Genomic DNA, 22,395 nt, shown 5'->3' on the forward strand with positions numbered 1-22,395 from the left:
GCCCCGATGTCACTGCCACGTCACGACGAGTGAATTTCATGACCACTTCCGGCGTTCGCGTCCGCATCGCACCTTCCCCCACCGGCGAGCCGCATGTCGGCACCGCCTATATCGCGCTGTTCAACTATCTCTTCGCCCAGAAACATGGCGGCGAGTTCATCCTGCGCATCGAGGATACCGACGCCACCCGCTCGACCCTTGAATATGAGCAGAAGGTGCTGGAAGCCCTGCGCTGGACCGGCCTCACCTGGTCGGAAGGCCCCGATGTCGGCGGCCCTTACGGTCCCTACCGCCAGTCCGAGCGCAAGCCTATGTATTGGCCCTATGCAGAAGAACTGCTGGAAAAAGGCCATGCCTTCCGCTGTTTCTGCACGCCCGAGCGGCTGGAAGAAATGCGCGAAGCGCAGCGCGCCGCCGGCAAGCCGCCGAAATATGACGGCCATTGCCTCAACCTGAAGGCCGAGGAAGTCACCGCCCGCGTCGCCGCCGGCGAGGCCAATGTCGTGCGCATGAAAATCCCGACCGAAGGTTCGTGCGATTTCCATGACGGCGTTTATGGCGATGTCTCGATACCCTGGGATTCGGTCGATATGCAGGTGCTGATCAAGGCCGACGGCATGCCGACCTATCACATGGCCAACGTCATCGACGACCATCTGATGAAGATCACCCATGTGGCGCGCGGCGAGGAATGGCTGGCATCCGTGCCCAAGCACATTCTGCTTTACCGTTATTTCGGCTGGGACCAGCCCACGTTCATGCATCTTTCGCTGATGCGCAACGCCGACAAGTCGAAGCTTTCCAAGCGCAAGAACCCGACCTCGATCTCCTATTATTCCGCGCTCGGTTACCTGCCAGAAGCGCTGATGAACTTCCTTGGCCTGTTCTTCATCCAGATCGCCGAAGGCGAAGAGCTTCTGACCATGGACGAGCTGGCGGCGAAGTTCGACCCGGAAGCGCTGTCCAAGGCCGGCGCCATCTTCGACATCCAGAAGCTGGACTGGCTGAACGGCCGCTGGCTGCGCGAGAAGCTTTCGCCGGAGGAGTTCATTTCCCGCACGCTGGAATGGGCGATGGAAAGTGCCCGTCTGACCGAAGGCCTGAAGCTAGCGCAGAGCCGCATTTCAAGGCTCGGCGAATTGCCGAACCTTGCCGGCTTCCTGCTGGCGAGCGATGTCGGCCTGACGCCGGCTTCCTTTGCCGGGCTGAAGAGCAAACCGGAGGAAATCCACGAAATCCTCACCACGGTTGCCGCAGACCTCGAAAAAATGCCGGACTGGAATGTGGAAGCGATCGAGGCCGAGCTGCGCGATGTCGCCGAACGCACCGGCAAGAAGCTGCGCATCGTGACGCCGCCGCTCTTCGTCGCCATGTCCGGTTCCTCGCGCTCGCTGCCGCTGTTTGACTCGATGGCGCTGCTTGGCCGCTCCGTGGTGCGCCAGCGGCTGAAGATGGCGATTGCCGTTGTGGCCACGATGGTTGGCAGCGGAAGCTGATGATGACGTGCTGGCGGTGACGGCAGCATTCTAGAATACGCCCTCTGCTTGGGGCTTACCCCCCTCTGCCCTGCCGGGCATCTCCCCCTCAAGGGGGGAGATCAGGTGCCGCACCCGCTCGTTCCATGGGCAAGGTGCCCGCCGCTTGTCGATCTCCCCCCTTGAGGGGGAGATGTCCGGCAGGACAGAGGGGGGTAAGCCCGGAGCGCACAGGGTAACCGCAACGAACAAGCCCGCTAAAGGCGAACACCATGAACGACAAGACGACCGAAACCACCGCCCTCTCCTCCGACGCGACAGAAGTGCGCCGCCAGAAACTTGCGCTGTTGCGCGAGCAGATCGGCGATGTCTATCCGGCGCATTTCCACCGCACGCTGACCAATGCGGAGCTTTCGGAAAAATACGCCGATATCGAAGCTGACGTTGAAACCGGCGATACGGTGACGGTGGCCGGCCGCGTTTATTCCTCGCGCAATTCCGGCATGTTCATGGATATCCATGACGCCTCGGGCAAGGTGCAAATCTTCTCCCACAAGGATACGACGCCGGAAGCGGCGCGCAACCTGCTGCCGATGATCGATATCGGCGACATCATTGGCGTCACCGGCAAGGTGCGCCGCACCAAGCGCGGCGAGCTGACGATCAACGCCGAAGAAATCACCATGCTGACGAAGTCGCTGCTGCCGATGCCCGAGAAGTGGCATGGCGTCTCCGACATCGAGCTGCGTTACCGCAAGCGCCATCTGGATATTCTCTCCAACGAGGAATCCAAGCTGCGCTTCCTGCAGCGTTCGAAGATTCTCTCCGGCATCCGCCGCTTCATGGAGGCCGAAGGCTTCCTCGAAGTGGAAACGCCGATGCTGCAGACCATCTATGGCGGCGCGACGGCCGATCCGTTCAAGACCTTCCACAACACGCTGAAGATGGACATGTATCTGCGCATCGCGCCGGAACTGTACCTGAAGCGCACGCTGGTTTCGGGCCTGACCGACAAGGTCTTCGAAATCAACCGCAACTTCCGTAACGAAGGCGTTTCCACAAGGCACAATCCTGAATTCACCATGATGGAGTGCTACTGGGCCTATGCCGACTACGAAGACATCATGGGTCTCGTGGAGCGGCTGTTCGAGACGCTGGCAATTGCCTTGCACGGCACGACCGAAGTTGAATTCCAGGGCCAGACGATCTCCTTCAAGGGTCCGTTCAAGCGCGTACCGATGCCTGAAGCCGTGAAGGAAGCGACCGGTATCGATTTCCTCGCCATCAAGACCGACGAAGAAGCCCGCGCTGCCGCCAAAGCCGCCGGTTTTGCGGTGGAGAAGGACTGGACCTGGGGCGAATGCCTTGCCTTCATCTTCGAAGAGAAGGTGGAAGGCACGCTGATCCAGCCGAGCCACGTCACGCATTTCCCGAAGGACATTTCGCCGTTTGCCAAGGAAGTGCCGGGCGAACCGCGCCTCGTCGAGCGTTTCGAAAGCTATTGCAACGCCTGGGAAGTGGGCAACGCCTTCTCGGAACTCAACGATCCGGAAGAACAGCGCCGCCGCATGGTGGAACAGCTGGAACAGGCGCACGCCCGCGGTGAAAAGGACAAGCAGCTGGACGAGGAATTCCTCGATGCCATCGACCAGGGCATGCCGCCCGCCGGCGGTCTCGGCATCGGCGTCGATCGCCTGATCATGCTGCTCACCAACGCCCCGTCGATCCGTGACGTCATCCTCTTCCCGGCCCGCCGCAACAAGGCGGATTGATCGAACGAAAACGAAGGCGGCCTCACGGCCGCCTACTCCGGATGAGATTTTCTTCATCGCCATGCTTTGGGACAGGCCCACTGCTGTCCGGTTTAAATTTTCGCGCGCCGCCTATAACATAGATTTTTAATGATGGTCAGACGTCACGCGCCCTTCGGACACGAATGAAGTATGGGCGTCCTTCGATGAAGGGCAAACCTCGCCAGACACTCTGACGTCATCCTCGGGCTTGTCCCGGGGATCTGCAATGGTTTGATTTTGTTGACGTGTTTAGATCCTTGGGACAAGCCCAAGGATGACGTCGTTACAATTGGCCTGACTCGCTTTTCTATCGGACAACGGCCTCCGTTTAAAACGGACGCCCCTAGTGCCCGGCCTTGCCCGCACCCGGCTCCTCAGCCGCCGGTTTTTCCTCCGCCGCCTGCGCGGTCGTCGAGCCTTTTCCGAAGATCAACGATTTCAGATAGGTCAGGCTGAAGATGCTGCCGCCATCGGCTTCCGGTGTCGAAGTCAGCAATTCATCGGCACCGGGTTCGCCCCGCGCTTCGGGAGACGGCTGTTCTCCGTGCGCTTCCGCACCGGCCCCGCCTTCATCCGTTTCCGCGGGTGCTGCACCATGGCCGCCGCCCTCGTCCTTGGCTTCGCCATGCCCGGCCGCGCCTTTCGCAGCCTTGCCTTCATGGCCTTCAGCACCGGCATCCGAAGCCGGCGTCGCGCAATCGGCGGTATCGCTCAGGCTTGCGGCCATGGTTTCGGCGTCCTCAAGCGGCAGATCGATACGCAGCCCATAAAACTGGCCGCTGCCATTGGCCGCGCCATCATAATAAAAAGCGGAATAACGCTGGGCATCGGCGCCCTGCGGAATCTTGGTGGGATCAGGAATGAAGACGACCTGTGCGGCAATGGCCCGGCCGCGCATTTCCGAGCGCAATTGCGGGCCATTCCTGTCGAGCACCGACACCTGTACCAGATCTGGCTTCTGTTTATCGTAAACTGCCTTGGCGACGCGGAGTGCGGTTTTCAACCGCTCCGTGCCATCGCCACCTGCGGTGCGGATGAATTTCCGCACCCATAAGGAACCGTTCTTGCGGATGTTGACCGTCTGGACTGCGTCGCAGGAAAGCCCGTTGGTGGAAGCGTAGGATGGGCCAAGCAGCCGATCGCTGCCGATGAACACGGCAGCAGAACCGGTCGCACCCGCCAAAAGCAGGATCCCGCCTACGATCACAACGAGTTTGCGCGAAAACCGCATTCGTCCGAATACAGCTTTCACCCGCAACATCCTGACATCAAGTACCCCGCCTTATCGCCCTCACCCCGAAACGTGGCTCTGATGATGAGGAACACACGCGGGATAAAGCTCGTAACCTCGTTGTCCGAGCCTTACGATACTGCCGCTTTCTCATTGAAAAAAGTTTAACCACCCCGGCGCAACGCCGGCAAAAACGCACCATTTTCAGACATTTTCAAATGACGCTAAATTGCGAATGATTTGCAATAGCGTTGACAAGTGTGATTTTATAACAGATGGTATTGCGAATTAATCGCAACAAACATTCGGTGACAGACGTGAACTTCCAGAAAATCCGGCATGCTCTTTTTGCTTTTTCACTTTTTCTCCCCGCCGCCGCAGTGGCACAGGAAAAACCGAAGGTGGTGACGACCTTCACCATCATCGCCGACATGGCTCGCAACGTGGCGGGCGATGCGGCCGAAGTGGAAAGCATTACCAAGCCGGGTGCTGAAATTCACAACTATCAACCAACCCCGCGTGACATCCTCAAAGCCCGCAAAGCCGATCTGGTGCTGCGCAATGGTCTCAATCTGGAATTGTGGTTCGAGAAATTCCTGGCCAACCTCTCCGGCGTGCCGAGCGTGACGGTGAGCGATGGCGTGACGCCGATGGCGATCAGCGGCGGGGCATACCAGGGAAAACCCAATCCGCATGCCTGGATGTCTCCCGATAACGCCTTGATCTATGTGGAAAATATCCGCAAGGGCCTTGCCGGGATCGACCCCGCCCATGCCGATGTCTATGCCGCCAATGCCAAGGCCTATTCGGACAAGATCAAGGCGACCGTCCAGCCCATTCGCGATACGCTTTCCGTTCTGCCGGAAAACAAGCGCTGGTTGGTAACGAGCGAAGGCGCCTTCTCTTATCTCGCCCGCGATTTCGGCCTGAAGGAACTGTTCCTGTGGCCGGTCAATGCCGACAGCCAGGGCACACCGCAGCAGGTGCGCGGCGTAATCGACGCCATGCGCGAGCACAATATCCAGGTTATCTTCAGCGAAAGCACGGTGTCCGCCGATCCCGCCGAGCAGGTGGCAAAGGAAACCGGCGCAACCTATGGCGGCATACTCTACGTGGATTCGCTGAGCGAAGCGGACGGCCCGGTTCCGACCTATCTCGATCTGCTGCGGGTGACGAGCGAAACCATCGCAAAAGGCCTGTCATCATGAGAATGGGCGGAAAAAAAATAGCCGGCGGCCTGGCGGTTCAAAATGCGACAGTGACCTATCGCAACGGCCACACAGCATTGAGAAATGCCAGCTTCTCCATCCCCCGCGGAACGATCACTGCACTTGTCGGCGTCAATGGCGCCGGCAAGTCCACGATTTTCAAGGCGATCATGGGTTTCGTGCCGCTGGCCGCCGGTTCCGTCTCGATCTTCGACCTGCCGGTGAAAGAGGCGCTCAGGAAAAACCTCGTTGCTTACGTGCCGCAGGCCGAGGAGGTGGACTGGAGCTTTCCGGTGCTGGTGGAGGATGTGGTGATGATGGGCCGTTATGGCCACATGAACTTCCTGCGCATCCCGTCCAAACGCGATCACCAGATGGTGGAAGAGGCGCTGAAGCGCGTCAACATGCTCGATTATCGCAAAAGGCAGATCGGCGAGCTTTCCGGCGGGCAGAAGAAGCGGGTATTTCTGGCCCGCGCACTGGCGCAGGAAGGCCAGGTCATCCTGCTCGACGAACCCTTCACCGGCGTCGACGTGACGACGGAAGAACAGATCGTCGCCCTTTTGAAGGCATTGCGCGACGAGGGCCGCGTCATGCTGGTCTCCACCCATAATCTCGGCAGCGTGCCGGAATTTTGCGACCGCGCCGTCTTCGTCAAGGGGACGGTGCTGGCGTCAGGTAAAACCGAGGATACCTTTACCGAGGAGAACCTGCAAAAAGCCTTCGGCGGCAGCCTGCGCCACTTCATCCTCGGCGGGGCCGACCTGCATGACGATGCCGATCCACGCCGGGTGAAGGTCATCACCGATGACGAACGGCCTTTCGTGATTTACGGCAAGAATGGCCAGAATGGGCACGATCCTGAGGCTCCGAAGGAAAAAGTCGATGATAAACAGCCTTCTTGAGCCCTTCACCTACGGCTACATGCTGAACGCCATCTGGGTCAGCGCGCTGGTCGGCGGCGTCTGCGGCTTCCTGTCTGCCTATCTGATGCTGAAGGGCTGGTCGCTGATCGGCGATGCGCTCTCCCATGCCATCGTTCCGGGTGTTGCCGGCGCCTATATGCTGGGCCTGCCGTTTTCGCTGGGGGCCTTTCTTTCCGGCGGGCTTGCCGCCGGCTCCATGCTGTTCCTGAACCAGAAGACGAGGCTCAAGGAAGACGCGATCATCGGCCTGATCTTCACCTCGTTTTTCGGGCTGGGGCTGTTCATGGTTTCGCTGTCGCCCACCTCGATCAATATCCAGACCATCGTGCTTGGCAATATTCTGGCGATCACGACCGAAGACACCATCCAGCTGGCGCTGATCGGCGGCATCAGCCTTTTGGTGCTGGCGTTGAAATGGCGCGACTTCATGGTCGTCTTCTTCGATGAGAACCATGCCCGCACCGTGGGGCTGAAACCGGAAGTGCTGAAGGTGATCTTCTTCACCCTGCTCGCCGCCTCCACGGTTGCCGCCCTTCAGACCGTCGGAGCCTTCCTCGTCGTCGCCATGGTGGTGACGCCGGGCGCTACCGCCTATCTCTTGACCGACCGTTTCGAGCGGCTGATCCTGATGAGCCTCATCATCGGCGCGACCACCAGCTTCGTCGGCGCCTATCTCAGCTATTTCCTCGATGGTGCCACCGGTGGCGTCATCGTTGTGCTGCAAACGGCGATTTTCCTTGCCGCCTTTGTCTTTGCACCCAAACACGGCCTCCTCGCCTCCAGAGCCAAGGCCCGCAAGGCGCTCGGAGAAACGCCATGAGTGAATATCTCGAACTCGCCATCCTGCCGTTTCAACTGCCCTTCATGCAATATGCCTTCGTGATCACCCTGATGATCGCCGTGCCGATGGCGATGCTCTCGTGTTTTCTGGTGCTGAAGGGCTGGTCGCTGATGGGGGATGCGGTTTCCCATGCCGTGCTGCCGGGCGTGGTGATCGCCTATATCATCAACATTCCGCTTTCCATCGGCGCCTTCATCGCCGGCATGATCTGCGCGCTCGGCACCGGTTTCATCAAGGAAAACAGCCGCATCAAGGAAGATACGGTGCTCGGCATCGTCTTTTCCGGCATGTTCGGGCTGGGGCTGGTGCTTTACGTGAAGGTGCAGAGCGACATGCACCTCGATCATATCCTCTTCGGCGACATGCTGGGCATTGCCCCCTCAGACATGCTGGAGACCGGCCTGATCGCGCTTTTCGCCACGCTGTTCCTCGGACTGTTACGCAAGGATCTGCTGGTCAATGCTTTCGATCCGCAACATGCCAAGGCGATCGGCCTGCCGGTGCGTATCCTGCATTACGGTTTGCTGATGGTCCTGTCGCTCACCGTGGTCGGCGCGCTGAAGGCGGTGGGCATCATCCTCTCGGTCGCCATGCTGGTCACGCCGGGCGCAATCGCCTTTCTGCTGACACGCCGCTTTTCCGCCATGCTTATTGTGGCGATCATGGTGGCTGTCATCTCATCACTGTCAGGCATATGGCTGAGCTTCCTGATCGACAGTGCACCGGCTCCCACCATCGTGCTGTTCATGAGCATCGCCTTCGTCGCAACCTTCATCCGCACCACCTGGAAAGCCCGCCGGATCGACGCGGCGGCTGAAAAAGGGATTTAAAACAACGATTTTTGCGGGCGCATGGAACATTTTCGCCTTTTGCGCGTCATTTTCGAGAGTCCGCTGCGAGACGGCAGACTCTTGAAAATTAAGCGAAAGGGGAAGCTCCATGCTGAAATGGGCTCTTATTTTCTTTGTTATCTCTTTGATCGCGGGCGTATTCGGCTTTACCGGCATTTCGGCAGCGGCGGCGGGCGTGGCCCGAATCCTGTTCTTCATCGCCGTGGTGATCTTCCTGGTCTTCCTCGTGCTTGCACTGATGGCCGGAAGCGCCGTCGTCTGAATGAAAAAAGGCGACCGGCTTTTACGCCGGTCGCCTCTCCTCTTTTCTTTAAAAAAAGCTCAGCCCGTCCAGCCGCCGTCGATCACATGGATCTGGCCGGTGGTGAACCCTGCCTCATCCGAAGCAAGATAAGTGACGAGCGCCGCGATTTCTTCCGGCGTGGCGATGCGGCCCATCGGCTGGCGGGCAATGAAGTCCGCGAGCGCCTGTTCGTAGTTGCCGGTGGCGCGCAGGCGGTCATGCAGGGACGGGCTATCGACCGTTCCGGGGCAGATGGCGTTGCAGCGGATGCCCCTGGTGACGAAATCGGCGGCAATGGCCTTGGTCAGACCCACGACGGCCGCTTTGGATGCGGTATAAGCGAAACGGTTCGGCACGCCCTTCACGCTTGATGCAACCGAGGACATGTTGACGATCGCGCCCTTGCCCTTTTCCAGCATGCCGGGCAGAAAGGCGCGGCAGGTGCGGTACATGGCCTTGGCATTGAGATCGAAGGAGAAATCCCAGTCCTTTTCCTCGCAGTCGAGAATGGTGCCGGAATGAACGAAACCGGCGCAGTTGAACAGCACGTCGGCATGGCCGATATCGGCGGCGAAATCCTTGACGCCTTCGCCATCCAGCACATTCAAAACCCGCGTTTCCGCACCATTCAGGGTGGAAAGCGCCTGTTCGTTGATATCGGTGGCAATGACGCGCGCACCGAGCGATATGAACCGCTCCGCCGTCGCCCGGCCGATACCCTGACCGGCGGCGGTGATCACCACTGTCCGGCCGTTAAAATCCTGCACCATGAATAGCCTCCCGCTATAGCGCGCCCGCCCACCGGGGTTCAGGCCGCTGAATTTCAGTGATCTCAAATATGGATCGACAATTCATATGTAAACGCGGTATTCATATGGCGTCAAGCAAACTTGCGCCGTAACCGCGCAAAACGCATCGAGGCCAGATGACAGACGAAGACAGCGAAAGATACCGCGCCCCCGCCCTCGACAAGGGCCTGGACATTCTCGAGCTTCTGGCCCGCACCGATGGCGGGCTCACACAGATCGAGATCGCCAAGGCCGTCGGCAAAAGCCCCAACGAACTTTACCGCATGCTGGACCGGCTGGTGCGCCGGGGTTACGTGCAGCGGCTTGAGGGCGACCGGTTTTCGCTGACGCTGAAAATGTTCGGGCTGGCGCATTTCCACGCGCCGATCCGCCGGCTCGTCTCTTTTGCCGCCCCTGTCATGCGCGATTTTTCCGCAAGCGCCGAGCAGGCCTGCCATCTGGCCGTTTATGACCGTGGCAGCGTGGTCGTCATCGCCCAGCAGGAATCCTCCACCTATTGGGCCATGTCAATGCGGGTGGGCGCGCAGATGAGCCTGTTCCACACCGGCTCCGGCCATGTGCTGCTGGCCTTCCAGACCGAAGCGCAACGCCAGATCATGATCACCGAGCAGGTGCGTGGCAGCGGCGAGACCGTGCCCCCTGATCTGACCGAGCGGTTAAGGCAGGTGCGCAGCAACGGTTTCGAATCCATGGACAGTCTTCAGACTGCCGGCGTGCGCAATATTTCCGCTCCCGTTCTGACGTTGGACGGAACGGCTCTCGCCGTCATCACCTGCCCCTACATCACGCCGCTTGGCGGCAAGGCGCCGACCCGTGAGGCCTGTGAAGGGCTGATCCGCGATGCTGCAAAGCGCATTTCCGAAGTGGCGACCGGAAACGAGAACAACTGAGAAGAACAAAAAAAACGCGACCGGCAGGGACCCGATCGCGTTTTGAGTGACTGGAGATTTATATCTCTTAAACGCAAGGGGAACGTGGATTGTTCCCCTTTTTTTATCAGGCGGCCGCCAGCGTCAGTTCCTTGCGGACCATTTCGCGCAGCGTCACCAGATCCTTGGCGAACAGGCGAATGCCTTCCGAGAGCTTCTCGGTTGCCATCGCGTCTTCGTTCATTGCCCAGCGGAATGCCTTTTCGTCGAGCGACTGCAAAGGCTCGGGCTTGGCATTGTCGGGCGAAAGCTTGCGAGCAAGCGTGCCGGTGTCCTTGTCCAGCTCTTCCAGCAGCGCCGGGCTGATCGTCAGGCGGTCGCAACCGGCCAGCGCTTCGATTTCGCCGACATTGCGGAAGGACGCACCCATGACGACGGTGCTGATGCCGTTGGCCTTGTAATAATTGTAGATGCTGCGCACCGAAACAACGCCCGGATCGGTTTCGGCGGTGTAGGTCTCGCCGGTAGACTTCTTGTACCAGTCGAGGATACGGCCAACGAAGGGCGAGATGAGGAAGACCTTGGCTTCCGCGCAGGCAATTGCCTGAGCCTGCGAGAAGAGCAGCGTCAGGTTGCAGTCGATACCTTCAGACTGCAGAACTTCGGCTGCCTTGATACCTTCCCAGGTGGAAGCAAGCTTGATGAGGATGCGCTCGCGCTCGATGCCGCGCTCCTTATAGGCCGCGATGATCTGGTGCGCCTTGGCGATGGAAGCCTGCGTATCGAAAGAAAGGTCGGCATCCACTTCGGTGGAGACGCGGCCGGGAACGAGACCTGCAAGTGCTGCGCCCACGGAAATGGCAAGACGATCAGCCACGGCGGCAACCACGGCGTCGGACTGGCCGCCCTGCGTCTTGCCCCAGGCGACGGCTTCCTTCACCGCATCCGCAAAGGCCGGCGTGCCGAGTGCCTTCAGAACGATGGTGGGGTTGGTGGTGCAATCCACCGGCTTCAGGCGCGCAACCGCCTCGATATCGCCGGTGTCGGCAACAACCGTGGTGATGGCGCGAAGTTGTTCGAGTTTGGACGTCATATCGAATGATCCTTCATGATCTCTTGAAAACTTGCTCACCCGTTTTTTCGTTCCCGCACCATGGGTGCGCCCAAGGCCGAAATCGCGGTTTGTCCGGCTCCGACTATCGCAAGCGGCATGGTCGAAAGTCAAGACATTTGCGCATCGCAATTGACATAAGTTTCACGCCTGCGATACTCCGTACCATAAAGAGAATGGCGGAAACCGTGGCGAAACTGAGAAGAGAAACCCATACGGCCTATTCGGAAGCGGCTTCGCTGAGGCTGCGCGCCGCGTGGCTCTATTATAATCAGGGCATGACGCAGAAAGACGTCGCCGAAAAACTGGGGATCAGCCGCTCCACCGTCATCCGCCTGCTCGACGAGGCGATGAAACGCTCGGAAGTGCAGATCTGGATCAATGAGGGCATCGAGGACTTCGTCGCTTTGGCCAGCCAGCTGGAAGCGGCCTACGGGCTGGATGAAGCCGTCATCATCCCCTGCCCCGAGAAGGCAAGCGCCGAAAGCACCGCCAAGGCAGTCGGTCTGGCGCTCGGGCAATTCCTCTCAGAAGTGGTGCCGAACGGCGCCACCATCGGTGTCGGCTGGGGCCGCACCATGACCGCTTCGCTTTCCAGCTTCCGCCCGCCGCGCCGGGAAAACTGCAAGGTCGTCTCGCTGCTCGGCGGTATCGTCGCCGTGCACCAGACCAACCCGCTCGACTACACCTGGCGGCTGGCAAGCGCGCTTGGGGCGGAATGTTACATGTTTCTGGCACCGCTGCTGGTGGATTCCGTCGAGACCAAACGGGCGCTGATCGAAAAATGCGGGCTCGCCACACTTTACGATCTGGCCGAGACGCTGGACCTTGCCATCGTCTCCTGCGGCGATATCGGCCCGCATTCCACGTCACTGTCGGAAGGTTTCATTTCGAAGGAGACGCTGCGCGAGCTCATCGATGCCGGCTGCGTCTGCGACACGATGTTTAATTTCATCGATGCGGAAGGCCGCTCCGTCGATCACCCGATCAACCAGCGCGCCATGGCGATCGATCTCGATACGTTGCGCAAGGCCAAACACATCGTTCTCGCCTCCGGTGGCGCCCACCGCGCCATCGCCATCCGCGCCACCATCAAACGCACCGGCTGCAATACGCTGATTACCGACGAGGCGGCGGCACGGGCGTTGATGGAACTGGTTTAGGCTGCACGCTTAAAACACCCTGCCATTCCGGGACTGAGTTGAGGCCTTCTCGGTTTTACTCTCACCGTCATACAGGCCTTGAGCCGGTATCCAGCCAGTCCAAGTCCTTAGGCTGAAAAGACTCTTTCCGTCGCGCAGACGCGCGCCGACTGGATTCCGGCTCAAGGCCGGAATGACGGAAGTGGTACGAAAGTTCGGCAAAGACGATCCAAGTCTCCCTCACACCTTACCCGTCTCCCAACCAAGCATCGCCCGCTTGCGGGTCAGGCCCCAGTGATAGCCCGTCAGCGCCCCGCTTTTACCGACGGCGCGATGGCAGGGAACGACGAAGGAGACCGGGTTGGCACCGACCGCCGCACCCACGGCGCGGGAGGCGGTGGGCTGGCCGATATCGCAGGCGATGTGCGAATAGGTAACCGCGCGGCCCATCGGGATTTTCAAGAGGCTTTCCCACACCCGCACCTGAAAATCCGTGCCGAGCAGCACGACGCGCAGCGGCCTGTCCGCCGACCACATGGACGGATCAAAGATGCGCGCGGCGTAGGGCGCCGTCGCTTCGCGATCCTCGAGATATTCCGCATTCGGCCAGCGGCCGGCCATGTCCTCGAAACAGGCCCTTTCCTCGCCCGGATCGGCAAAAGCGCAGCCAGCAAGGCCACGATCGGTCACCATGACCAGCGCAAGCCCGAAGGGCGAGGTGTGGAAACCGTAACGGATCGTCAGCCCGCCGCCCTTGGCCTTCCATTCGCCGGGCGACATCGCCTCATGGGTGACGAACAGATCGTGCAGGCGGCCCGGCCCGGACATGCCAACCTCGATCGAGGTTTCGAGCAGCGGCAGATCCTCTTCGCGCAACAGCCGCTTGGCGTGATCCAGCGTTACGGCCTGCAGGAATGCCTTGGGTGAAAGGCCGGCCCAGCGGGTGAAGGTCTTCTGCAATTGCGTCGGCGACTGGCCGAGCCTTGCGGCAATGGCTTCGAGGGAGGGCTGCTCGCGATAATCCAGCGTCAAAAGCTCGATAACCCCGCGCACCGTCTCGTAATCGGTTCCGATCGGGGTGATGTCTTCGTTCAGCATGATGTTGGCGTTCATTGCATTTCTCCTAACGCCTCACAGAAAACCACTAAAGCGCGTTCGTCTCCACCCGTTTCTTGCGTCCAACACTCTTCGATCTGGAGCAGCGCAATTTTCCACTTATGGTCCGATTGACAGCACCGCATAAATGTTCCCTAATAAAATTGGTAAGACAATCTTACCGCTTGCGCGATCGAGGGAGACTTTCGCGCTGGGAGGATACCATGTTTGTGGCTCTGGAGCCGCGCCGCCTATATCGGCTGGTCGCGGAACAAATTCGTTTGCTCATCGAGAGCGGGGAACTGACGGATGGTCAGCGCCTGCCGGCGGAACGCGACCTTGCCGAACGCTTCGGCGTATCCCGCCCAACGGTGCGGGAAGCGCTGATCGTGCTGGAAGTGGAAGGCCATATCCACATTCGCATGGGTTCGGGCGTCTATGTAAACGCATCACGCAAAGCGGACACGCAAAAGCCGCCGCTGCCGGATGCGCACGGTCCGTTCGAAATCCTGCAGGCGCGCTGCATCATCGAGAGTGCGATTGCGGAAGAAGCCGCAAGGCTCGCCACGCCGGAATGCATCGTCAAGCTCGACGACATCATAGAGCGCATGGCGGGCGCGCTCGACAATTCACCGCAGGCGCTCAATCTCGACCGTGCCTTCCACACCGCCATTGCCGATATCATCGGCAATTCGGCGCTCAATCGCTTTACCGGTCTGATCTACGACGAGCGCAGCCTGTCACCCTATTTCGAGAAGCTCGCCAGCTATTTCGAGGGACCGCATACCTGGATCCTCGCCGTGCAGGAACACCGGGTGATCCGCGACGCGATCGCGGCGAATGACCCGGAAGGCGCACGCGAGGCCATGCGACAGCATCTGACGCTGTCGCAAAAAAGATTTTCCGAAAGTTTCGGGGAGGAAACGATCGGAGAAGAGTGACCGCGCCGCAACCGGCGACGGGAAAAACAGAAATCTGACTTTAATTCGGGAGGAGTTAAGAATGAAAATCAGATTGTCGACTTTGATGGGTGCCACCGCTGCCATTCTGCTTTCAGCCTTGGCGGCACAGGCGCAAACGGCGCTGAAATGGGCGCATGTCTATGAGACGTCCGAACCGTTCCATACGGATTCGGTATGGGCCGCGGAAGAAATCGCCAAGCGCACGGACGGCCGTTACAAGATCGATGTCTTTCCGGCCTCACAGCTCGGCAAGGAAGCCGATATCAACCAGGGTTTGAAGCTCGGAACGGTGGATATCATCATCTCAGGCTCGAGCTTCGCCGCGCGCGACCACAAGCCGATCGGCGTCACCTATTTCCCCTATATCTTCCGCGATCCGAGCCATCTGATCGCCTATACCAAGAGCGATGTCTTCAAGAAGCTTGCGAAAGGCTATGAAGACAAGACCGGCAACCACATCGTCGCCGTCAGCTATTACGGCACGCGCCACACCACCTCCAACCGGCCGATTGAAAAATGCGGTGACATGGCCGGCCTGAAGATGCGCGTTCCCGACGTTCCCGCCTATCTGGCCATGCCGCGCGCCTGTGGCGCCAACACGACGCCAATCGCCTTTGCGGAAGTCTATCTGGCGCTTCAGAACGGCACCGTCGAGGCTCAGGAAAACCCGCTGACGACGATCGAGGCGAAGAAATTCTACGAGGTCCAGAAGAACATCGTTCTGACGGGCCACATCGTCGATCACCTCAACACCCTGGTTTCCAAAACCCGTTGGGCGAGCCTTTCGGATGAAGACAAGAAAATCTTCACCGAGGTGATGCAGGAAGCGGCGGCCCGCACGACGAAGACGATCGAAGCCCGTGAAAAGGCGCTGGTCGACGAGTTCAAATCCAAGGGCATCACTGTTGCCGAGGTGGACAAGGCCGACTTCGAAAAGAACGTCATCGACAAGGTGAAGCTTGAAGACTTTGGCTACGAAAAGGCCGATTGGGACGCCATTCGCGCCATAAAATAATTCGTGAGCCTTTCCCGGCGCTCTCAGGCGCCGGGATATCCTCAACCGAGACATTCGGACTGGAGTTCCCGCCAATGACCGACCATCAAAACGCACCCATCAGTGTGGAAGAAATGGCGCATGCCTTCGAAGAAGATACCGGCCCCGTCGACCTTTCGCCCTATGCCGTGGAAGACTGGATAACCCTTGCCGTTTTCTGGGGCATGGGCCTTTCCGTCTTCCTGCAATTCTTCACCCGTTACGTGTTGAACGACAGCTTCGCATGGACGGAAGAAATTGCCGCCAATTGCCTTGTCGTCGTCGTCTTTCTCGGCTCGGTCATGTGCGTTCGCATGTTCCGGCATATTCACGTCGACCTGATCTACCGCTTCGTGCCGAAATCCGTTGGACGACTTCTGGAACTGATCGTCGATCTCATCACCATCGGTTTCTTCGCCTACATCACCTGGCTGATGTGGCGTTATCTCGAAATCGTCGGCGATGAGCGCATGGTCACCGTCGACCTGCCGCGCGGCATTGTCTTCTACACCGTTTTCGCCGCTTTCGCCCTGATGTTCCTGCGTGCCCTGCACAATTTCATCAAGGACATCACCGGCAAGCAAACCGTGCGTGAAAAGGCTCAGGAAGCCGTAAGCACACAGGGAATCTAGTCCATGCTTTTGCTCATCGGTTCATTTCTTCTGCTTCTCATCATCGGCACGCCGGTGGCCGTTTCCATGGCCGTCAGTTCGCTTCTTTATCTCATCCTCTACGACGTGGCACCCGATATCATCGCGGCCCAGCGTATGATCGCCGGCGTCGAAAGCTTTCCGCTTATTGCCGTTCCCTTTTTCATCCTCGCCGGCAATCTGATGAACATCGCCGGGGTGACAAGCCGCATCTACCGCTTCGCACTGGCGCTCGTCGGCTGGATGAAGGGTGGCCTGGCGCAGGTCAACATCATCGGTTCGGTGGTTTTTTCCGGCATGTCGGGGACAGCACTTGCGGATGCCGCAGGCATCGGCACCATCGAGATCAAGGCCATGAAGGATCACGGTTATCCCGTCGATGCCGCCGTCGGCGTCACCGCCGCCTCGGCGACGCTCGGCCCGATCTTCCCGCCCTCACTACCCTTCGTGATCTACGGCATGATGGCCAACGCCTCGATCGGCGCGCTGTTCATGGCCGGCATCATTCCCGGCGTCGTCATGACCGTGCTGATGATGGTGACGGTCTATATTTTCGCAAAACGAAAGGGCTGGGGGTCCGACACGCCCTTCCAGCTGAAGCAGCTGCTTTCAGCCTCCATGGAAATAGTGATCGTCTTCAGCTTCCCGGTCGCTGTGTATCTGATGATACTTGCCGGGTTGTCGCTCAATGTCGCGGTCCTTATCGGCCTCGCCGTGCTGGTCGCACTGGACTGGTATTACGATTTCTCCGCCGTCATGGCCTTGATGACGCCGGTACTTTTGATCGGCGGCATGACGATGGGCTGGTTTACCCCGACAGAGGCGGCGGTCGCTGCAGTTCTCTGGTCGCTTTTTCTCGGGCTGGTGCGCTACCGCACCATGACGTTTAAGACATTGGCCAAAGCCAGCTTTGATACGATAGAGACCACGGCTTCGGTTCTCTTCATCGTGACCGCGGCGTCGATCTTCGCATGGTTGCTGACGGTGAGCCAGGCGGCGGCGCTGTTCTCCGACTTCATGTTCTCGATGACGGACAACTGGTGGACCTTCCTCATCATCGTCAACATCCTGCTTCTGATCGTCGGCGCGTTCCTCGACACCATCGCTGCCATCAGCATTCTGGTGCCGATCCTGATGCCGGTCGCTGCCCGCTACGGCATCGATCCCGTCCACCTCGGCCTGATCGTGACGCTGAACCTGATGATCGGTCTCCTGACCCCGCCCGTCGGCATGGTGCTGTTCGTGCTGTCGCGTATTTCGAAAATGTCGGTGGAGAGAACCACCCTCGCCATCCTGCCGTGGATGATACCGCTTTTCGTGGCGCTGGCCCTCATCACCTTCATACCGGCGATCACGCTGTGGCTGCCGACCCAGCTCGGCCTCATCCGCTGAACGAACAGGAACTGCGCGGCCCGGCGCCGCGCAGATTTCCGACATGAATGCATTTGAAAGGATCCCGTCATGCAGACACGCGTGGCACGTCTATACGGCCGTGAGGATATCCGCGTCGAAACGCAGGACATGCAGCCCCCCGGTCCCGGCGAAGTGCTGCTGACCATGGCAGCGGGCGGCATTTGCGGCTCCGATCTTCATTATTATCAGGATGGCGGTTTCGGCCCGGTGCGGGTGCGTGAGCCGATCATCTGCGGCCACGAGGCATCCGGCCATGTGGCGGCTTTGGGGGCGGGCGTCAGCGGGCTCGCCATCGGGCAGCTCGTCGCCGTCAACCCCTCGCAGCCCTGCGGCCATTGCCACTTTTGCCTGAAGGGTGAGCCAATCCATTGCCTGGAAATGCGCTTCATGGGTAGCGCCATGCGCCTGCCGCACGAACAGGGCATGTTCCGCGACCGGCTGGTGGTTCCCGCCAGACAATGCGCGACATTTGCAGACGACACATCGGCTGCGGAAGCCGCCTGCACCGAGCCGCTCGCCGTCTGCCTGCATGCCGTCGCACAGGCCGGCGACCTGAAAGGTGCAAAGGTACTCGTGACCGGCGCCGGCCCCATCGGTCTGTTGACGATCGCCGCCGCCCGCCATGCCGGTGCGGCCACCATCGTCGCCACAGACCTCACCGATGCCGCGCTGGACCGGGCCCCGGCCATGGGTGCCGACCGGACCGTCAATGTCGCAAAGGACGCCGACTCGCTTTTGCCCTATCAGGAAAACAAGGGTTATTTCGACGTCATTTTCGATTGCTCCGCCGCAGCTCCAGCACTTCGCACCGCCTTTGCCTGTGTGCGCCCGCGTGGCACAATCGTTCAGGTAGGCGTCACAGGTGACATCACCATTCCGCTCAATGCTTTGGTGGGCAAGGAAATCCTCTGGCGCGGCTCGCAACGTTTCCACGATGAGTTCACTATTGCCGCCGGGCTTATCTCCACGCGCGGGATCGATGTGCGGCCGATCATTTCCCACAGCTTCCCGCTTGGCGAGGCGAAAGCGGCCTTTGAACAGGCCGGAGACCGCTCCGCCGCCTGCAAGGTGCAGCTGACATTTTCCGCAGACTGATATTTGAGGATTTAAGATGAGACATACATGGCGCTGGTTCGGCCCGGTCGACAAGGTCACGGTTCAGGATGCGGCACAGGCGGGCGCGGAGGGCATCGTCAGCGCACTGCACCACATCGCCACGGGCGATGTCTGGCCGGTGGACGAAATCACCAAACGGCATGAGGCCATCAAGGCCGGCGGTCTTTACTGGGACGTGGTGGAAAGCGTGCCCGTCTCCGAAGATATCAAGACCCAGACCGGCGACTGGAAAAATCACATCGCCAACTGGCAGGAAACGCTGCGTCGCCTCTCCGCCTCCGGCATTCGCACTGTCTGTTACAATTTCATGCCCGTGCTGGACTGGACCCGCACCGATCTGCGCTGGGAAACCAGACACGGCGCAAAGGCGATGCGCTTCGATCTTCCCGATTTCGCCGCCTTCGACCTTCATATTCTGAAACGCCCCGACGCCAAGGCGGATTATCCGGAATGGCTGCTGGAGGAAGCGGCAAAACGCTTCGCCGAAATGCCGGATACAAAAATCACCGCCCTCGGGCGCAATATCGGTGCTGGCCTGCCTGGCTCGGCGGATGGCTATACGCTCGCCCAACTGCTCGAAAAACTGCGCTCCTATCACGGCGTCAACCGTGAAAGGCTGCAGCAGAACCTGATCGATTTTCTCTCCGAGGTGACACCGGTCGCCGAAGAAGTGGGCATCAACATCTGCGCCCATGGTGATGATCCGCCATGGCCACTGCTCGGCCTGCCGCGTATTCTCTCAACGGAGGCGGACTATGCCCACATGCTCTCAAAGGTCGACAGCCGCGCCAATGGCGTGACGCTGTGCACCGGTTCGCTCGGCGCAAGGGCGGATAACGACCTGCCCTTCATCGCCAGCCGTTTTGCCGATCGCATCCATTTCGTGCATCTGCGCAATGTGACGCGCGACACCGATACCGTGCCCTGCTCCTTCTTCGAGGACGAACATCTGGAAGGCGGCACCGACATGGTCGCCGTCATCGCCGCACTTCTGTCTGAGGAAAACCGCCGTCGCACCGAAGGCCGTGAAGACCACACCATTCCGATGCGTCCCGATCACGGGCAGGAAATCCTCGACGACCTGACGCGGGGGGCGCAGCCCGGTTATCCCGCCATCGGCAGGCTGAAAGGGCTGGCGGAGCTGCGCGGTATCGAGCGCACCCTGTCGCATGGCCGTTTCGGGCTGGGAACGAGCGCTGAATGAGTTCCTTAGTCCGTCATTCCGGCTCAAGGCCGGAATGACGGATGACCGAAGCTGCGGTCAATCGTGACCTGAACTGGAGATAGGAAAGAGCAGCCAGCCCACCGGCTATGGCGCCGGCGGCTTTCACCGCGGCATCCATCAGATGCGGATGACGTGTGGGCGACAGAAACTGCAGCGCCTCGATACCAAAAGCCGCAGTGACACCCGCGACGATGACGGCGAGCCAGTGGCGCGGATAGGCAAACACAAAAGCCGCCGAGCAGAAAGCGAAGGCGGCGGCACGGTCTATCCCCACCGTGGTCAGCGTGTGAGGCCGAAAGCCAATCGGGCAGATTGTAACGATCACGATCACCAGAAGAACCGACCAGGCGATGTATTTCGGAAGTCTATTTGTCATCATGACGTCATATAAAACGCCGTGCGCGTAAACGGAAGCGGGTCTTTTTCACGTCTCGCCCAATTAATCACACTTTTTGATCAAATAGTTGAGAAACCGCCTTTCGCTCAGGCCCCGCACGGGCTAAGGCAGAAGGCAACCGGGCGAGGATCGCGGCTGATGGCGTTTGTGCTGTCGCCTTTCGGTCCATGTCACGGTGTCGGGTGGATTTTCCACGCAGGATCAGATTTTCAGGGAAGAGCACAATGAGTTTCAAGCCGCATGGCAAACATCTGGTTGCAGGAGAATGGGTCGCAACGGATGCAAAATTCCGCAGCGAGCCTGCACATGGCGAGGCTTTCGATTTTTCGGTCGGCACCGTTGATCTGGTGAACAAGGCTGCGGAAGCTGCCGAAGACGCCTTCTGGAGCTACGGCTACACCACCCGCGAAGAGCGCGCCGCATTCCTCGACACCATCGCCGATGAGATCGAAGCACGCGCCGACGCCATCACCGAAATCGGATCATCCGAGACCGGCCTGCCTGCAGGACGCCTGCAGGGCGAACGTGGCCGCACCGTTGGTCAGCTTCGTCTTTTCGCCTCGCATATCCGCAAGGGCGACTATCTCGACCGCCGTCACGACGAAGCCCTGCCGGATCGCCAGCCGCTGCCGCGCCCGGATATCCGCCTGATGCAGCGTCCGATCGGCCCTGTCGCCGTCTTTGGCGCCTCCAACTTTCCGCTCGCCTTCTCGACGGCCGGCGGCGACACCGCAGCGGCTCTCGCAGCCGGTTGCCCGGTAGTCGTCAAGGGCCATTCCGCCCATCCCGGCACCGGTGAAATCGTCGCCGAAGCCGTTCTGGCCGCCGTCAAGAAGCACAATCTGCATCCCGGCGTGTTTTCGCTGATCCAGGGCGGCCGCCGCGATGTCGGTTCCGCGCTCGTGCAGCATCCGCGCATCAAGGCGGTCGGTTTCACCGGTTCGCTCGCCGGCGGCCGCGCGCTCTTCGATCTCTGCGCACAGCGCCCCGAGCCGATCCCCTTCTTCGGCGAACTCGGCTCCGTCAACCCGATGTTCCTGCTGCCGGAAGCGGTTTCCGCCCGTGGCGAGGCCATTGCCAAGGGCTGGGCCGGTTCGCTCACCATGGGTGCGGGCCAGTTCTGCACCAATCCCGGCATCGCCGTCATTCTCTCCGAGCAGGCGGATGCGGTTGCTGAAACCGCGCGTGCCGCGCTTTCCGAAGTCGGCCCGCAGGTCATGCTGACCGACGGCATCGCAGCCGCCTATCGCGACGGCCGTGACCGTATCGCCGCCGGCAACGGTGTGCGCGACGTGCTGACCACCACCTGCGATCTTCGCAACGCAACACCTTACCTGTTCCGCGTTTCGGGCAAGGACTGGGTTGCCAACCACGCGCTTGCCGAAGAAGTCTTCGGACCGCTTGGCCTGATCGTCACGGTCGACAGCCCGGAAGAAATGCTGGAAGTCGCAAAGAGCTTCGAAGGTCAGCTGACCGCAACCCTGCATCTGGATGCCGGCGACGCCGAGCTTGGCCGCAAGCTGCTGCCGATCCTGGAGCGCAAGGCCGGCCGCGTTCTCGCCAACGGTTTCCCGACTGGCGTGGAAGTTTCAGAAGCCATGGTTCACGGCGGCCCGTACCCGGCATCGACGAACTTCGGCGCAACCTCTGTTGGCACCATGTCGATCCGCCGCTTCATGCGCCCGGTTTCCTACCAGAACATCCCTTCGGACGTTCTGCCTGACGATATCCGCTAAAATGTGATGAAGGCAGGCGCAGCGATGCGCCTGCCTGTTTTACCCGGCTTTATAGCCCTTCGGGAATACGGCCTGATGCTGAAGCGTCACTCGCCTCCTCTTTCCTCCCTCCTCCGCCTCACAGCCCCATCCAGATTTTTCCGTGCCAGGATGTCCGCATCGGTTGACATCGCCCCCGCACGTAATGCTAATACGCAATCTCGTAACGTAATAACATTACACCATCCTT

At 60.0% G+C, this 22,395-nt stretch carries 21 protein-coding genes; 16 read left to right on the forward strand and 5 right to left on the reverse strand.

The genetic code is table 11. The features are described 5' to 3' along the window. The first annotated feature begins 38 nt into the window (after positions 1-38). Positions 39-1,496, forward strand: a complete 1,458-nt coding sequence (gltX, locus tag CFBP6623_RS16325) for a glutamate--tRNA ligase (RefSeq protein WP_046801096.1) — start codon at positions 39-41, stop codon at positions 1,494-1,496. Positions 1,497-1,747: 251 nt separating this feature from the next. After that, positions 1,748-3,247, forward strand: a complete 1,500-nt coding sequence (lysS, locus tag CFBP6623_RS16335) for a lysine--tRNA ligase (protein WP_046800818.1) — start codon at positions 1,748-1,750, stop codon at positions 3,245-3,247. Between the two features lie 364 nt (positions 3,248-3,611). Here lysS and CFBP6623_RS16340 read toward each other — a convergent pair whose 3' ends face one another. Next, positions 3,612-4,529 carry a hypothetical protein gene (locus tag CFBP6623_RS16340; protein WP_232370442.1) on the reverse strand — a complete coding sequence of 306 codons (918 nt, stop codon included), beginning with the start codon at positions 4,527-4,529 and terminating at the stop codon, positions 3,612-3,614. 287 nt (positions 4,530-4,816) lie between these two features. On the opposite strand from CFBP6623_RS16340, the gene CFBP6623_RS16345 reads away from it, so the two are divergent. The 5 genes from CFBP6623_RS16345 to CFBP6623_RS16365 all read left to right on the forward strand — a co-directional run bounded on the left by CFBP6623_RS16345 (position 4,817) and on the right by CFBP6623_RS16365 (position 8,587). After that, positions 4,817-5,707: a metal ABC transporter substrate-binding protein gene (locus tag CFBP6623_RS16345; RefSeq protein ID WP_046800816.1), complete on the forward strand. Its 891-nt coding sequence runs from the start codon at positions 4,817-4,819 to the stop codon at positions 5,705-5,707. Then, complete coding sequence (locus CFBP6623_RS16350) at positions 5,704-6,612, forward strand: manganese/iron ABC transporter ATP-binding protein (RefSeq protein ID WP_046800815.1); 909 nt, start codon at positions 5,704-5,706, stop codon at positions 6,610-6,612. The genes CFBP6623_RS16345 and CFBP6623_RS16350 overlap by 4 nt, the downstream gene beginning before the upstream one ends. Further along, on the forward strand, positions 6,593-7,453 hold the full coding sequence (locus CFBP6623_RS16355) for a metal ABC transporter permease (RefSeq protein WP_046800814.1): 861 nt from the start codon (positions 6,593-6,595) through the stop codon (positions 7,451-7,453). Before CFBP6623_RS16350 ends, CFBP6623_RS16355 begins: the two co-directional genes overlap by 20 nt. Next, positions 7,450-8,304: a metal ABC transporter permease gene (locus tag CFBP6623_RS16360; protein ID WP_046800813.1), complete on the forward strand. Its 855-nt coding sequence runs from the start codon at positions 7,450-7,452 to the stop codon at positions 8,302-8,304. Before CFBP6623_RS16355 ends, CFBP6623_RS16360 begins: the two co-directional genes overlap by 4 nt. Before the next feature lie 109 nt (positions 8,305-8,413). Continuing rightward, entirely contained in the window at positions 8,414-8,587 is a 174-nt protein-coding gene (locus CFBP6623_RS16365; RefSeq protein ID WP_003499086.1) for a DUF1328 domain-containing protein, read from the forward strand. A gap of 59 nt (positions 8,588-8,646) precedes the next feature. On the opposite strand, the gene CFBP6623_RS16370 is transcribed toward CFBP6623_RS16365, so the two are convergent. Next, positions 8,647-9,378, reverse strand: coding sequence for an SDR family oxidoreductase (locus tag CFBP6623_RS16370; protein ID WP_046800812.1), 732 nt, complete (start codon positions 9,376-9,378; stop codon positions 8,647-8,649). Between the two features lie 155 nt (positions 9,379-9,533). Here CFBP6623_RS16370 and CFBP6623_RS16375 point away from each other — a divergent pair, with 155 nt between their 5' ends. Continuing rightward, positions 9,534-10,307 (forward strand): IclR family transcriptional regulator, encoded by a 774-nt coding sequence (locus CFBP6623_RS16375; RefSeq protein ID WP_046800811.1) that lies wholly within the window; start codon positions 9,534-9,536, stop codon positions 10,305-10,307. Positions 10,308-10,413: 106 nt separating this feature from the next. On the opposite strand, the gene tal is transcribed toward CFBP6623_RS16375, so the two are convergent. Next, positions 10,414-11,379: a transaldolase gene (gene tal, locus CFBP6623_RS16380; protein ID WP_046800810.1), complete on the reverse strand. Its 966-nt coding sequence runs from the start codon at positions 11,377-11,379 to the stop codon at positions 10,414-10,416. A gap of 206 nt (positions 11,380-11,585) precedes the next feature. Between tal and CFBP6623_RS16385 the strand changes: the two genes are divergently transcribed. Beyond that, positions 11,586-12,560, forward strand: coding sequence for a sugar-binding transcriptional regulator (locus CFBP6623_RS16385; RefSeq protein WP_046801095.1), 975 nt, complete (start codon positions 11,586-11,588; stop codon positions 12,558-12,560). A gap of 219 nt (positions 12,561-12,779) precedes the next feature. On the opposite strand, the gene CFBP6623_RS16390 is transcribed toward CFBP6623_RS16385, so the two are convergent. Then, positions 12,780-13,652 carry a methylated-DNA--[protein]-cysteine S-methyltransferase gene (locus tag CFBP6623_RS16390; protein WP_046800809.1) on the reverse strand — a complete coding sequence of 291 codons (873 nt, stop codon included), beginning with the start codon at positions 13,650-13,652 and terminating at the stop codon, positions 12,780-12,782. 206 nt (positions 13,653-13,858) lie between these two features. Here CFBP6623_RS16390 and CFBP6623_RS16395 point away from each other — a divergent pair, with 206 nt between their 5' ends. From CFBP6623_RS16395 to uxuA, 6 genes are all read left to right on the forward strand, one after another. After that, positions 13,859-14,575: a FadR/GntR family transcriptional regulator gene (locus CFBP6623_RS16395; protein WP_046800808.1), complete on the forward strand. Its 717-nt coding sequence runs from the start codon at positions 13,859-13,861 to the stop codon at positions 14,573-14,575. A gap of 61 nt (positions 14,576-14,636) precedes the next feature. Next, positions 14,637-15,611, forward strand: coding sequence for a sialic acid TRAP transporter substrate-binding protein SiaP (locus CFBP6623_RS16400; protein ID WP_046800807.1), 975 nt, complete (start codon positions 14,637-14,639; stop codon positions 15,609-15,611). 74 nt (positions 15,612-15,685) lie between these two features. Further along, positions 15,686-16,261, forward strand: coding sequence for a TRAP transporter small permease (locus tag CFBP6623_RS16405; RefSeq protein WP_046801094.1), 576 nt, complete (start codon positions 15,686-15,688; stop codon positions 16,259-16,261). A gap of 3 nt (positions 16,262-16,264) precedes the next feature. Next, entirely contained in the window at positions 16,265-17,671 is a 1,407-nt protein-coding gene (locus CFBP6623_RS16410; RefSeq protein ID WP_046800806.1) for a TRAP transporter large permease, read from the forward strand. A 69-nt stretch (positions 17,672-17,740) separates the two neighbouring features. Next, positions 17,741-18,787: an L-idonate 5-dehydrogenase gene (locus CFBP6623_RS16415; protein ID WP_046800805.1), complete on the forward strand. Its 1,047-nt coding sequence runs from the start codon at positions 17,741-17,743 to the stop codon at positions 18,785-18,787. 16 nt (positions 18,788-18,803) lie between these two features. Further along, positions 18,804-20,012: a mannonate dehydratase gene (gene uxuA, locus CFBP6623_RS16420; RefSeq protein WP_046800804.1), complete on the forward strand. Its 1,209-nt coding sequence runs from the start codon at positions 18,804-18,806 to the stop codon at positions 20,010-20,012. Positions 20,013-20,025: 13 nt separating this feature from the next. On the opposite strand, the gene CFBP6623_RS16425 is transcribed toward uxuA, so the two are convergent. Further along, positions 20,026-20,409: an antibiotic resistance protein VanZ gene (locus CFBP6623_RS16425; protein WP_232370443.1), complete on the reverse strand. Its 384-nt coding sequence runs from the start codon at positions 20,407-20,409 to the stop codon at positions 20,026-20,028. Positions 20,410-20,654: 245 nt separating this feature from the next. Between CFBP6623_RS16425 and CFBP6623_RS16430 the strand changes: the two genes are divergently transcribed. Continuing rightward, positions 20,655-22,166 carry an aldehyde dehydrogenase (NADP(+)) gene (locus tag CFBP6623_RS16430; RefSeq protein WP_046800802.1) on the forward strand — a complete coding sequence of 504 codons (1,512 nt, stop codon included), beginning with the start codon at positions 20,655-20,657 and terminating at the stop codon, positions 22,164-22,166. Positions 22,167-22,395: the final 229 nt, after the last annotated feature.

The sequence above is a fragment of the Agrobacterium tumefaciens genome, from assembly GCF_005221385.1.
GTDB classification, from domain to species: Bacteria; Pseudomonadota; Alphaproteobacteria; order Rhizobiales; family Rhizobiaceae; genus Agrobacterium; species Agrobacterium tomkonis.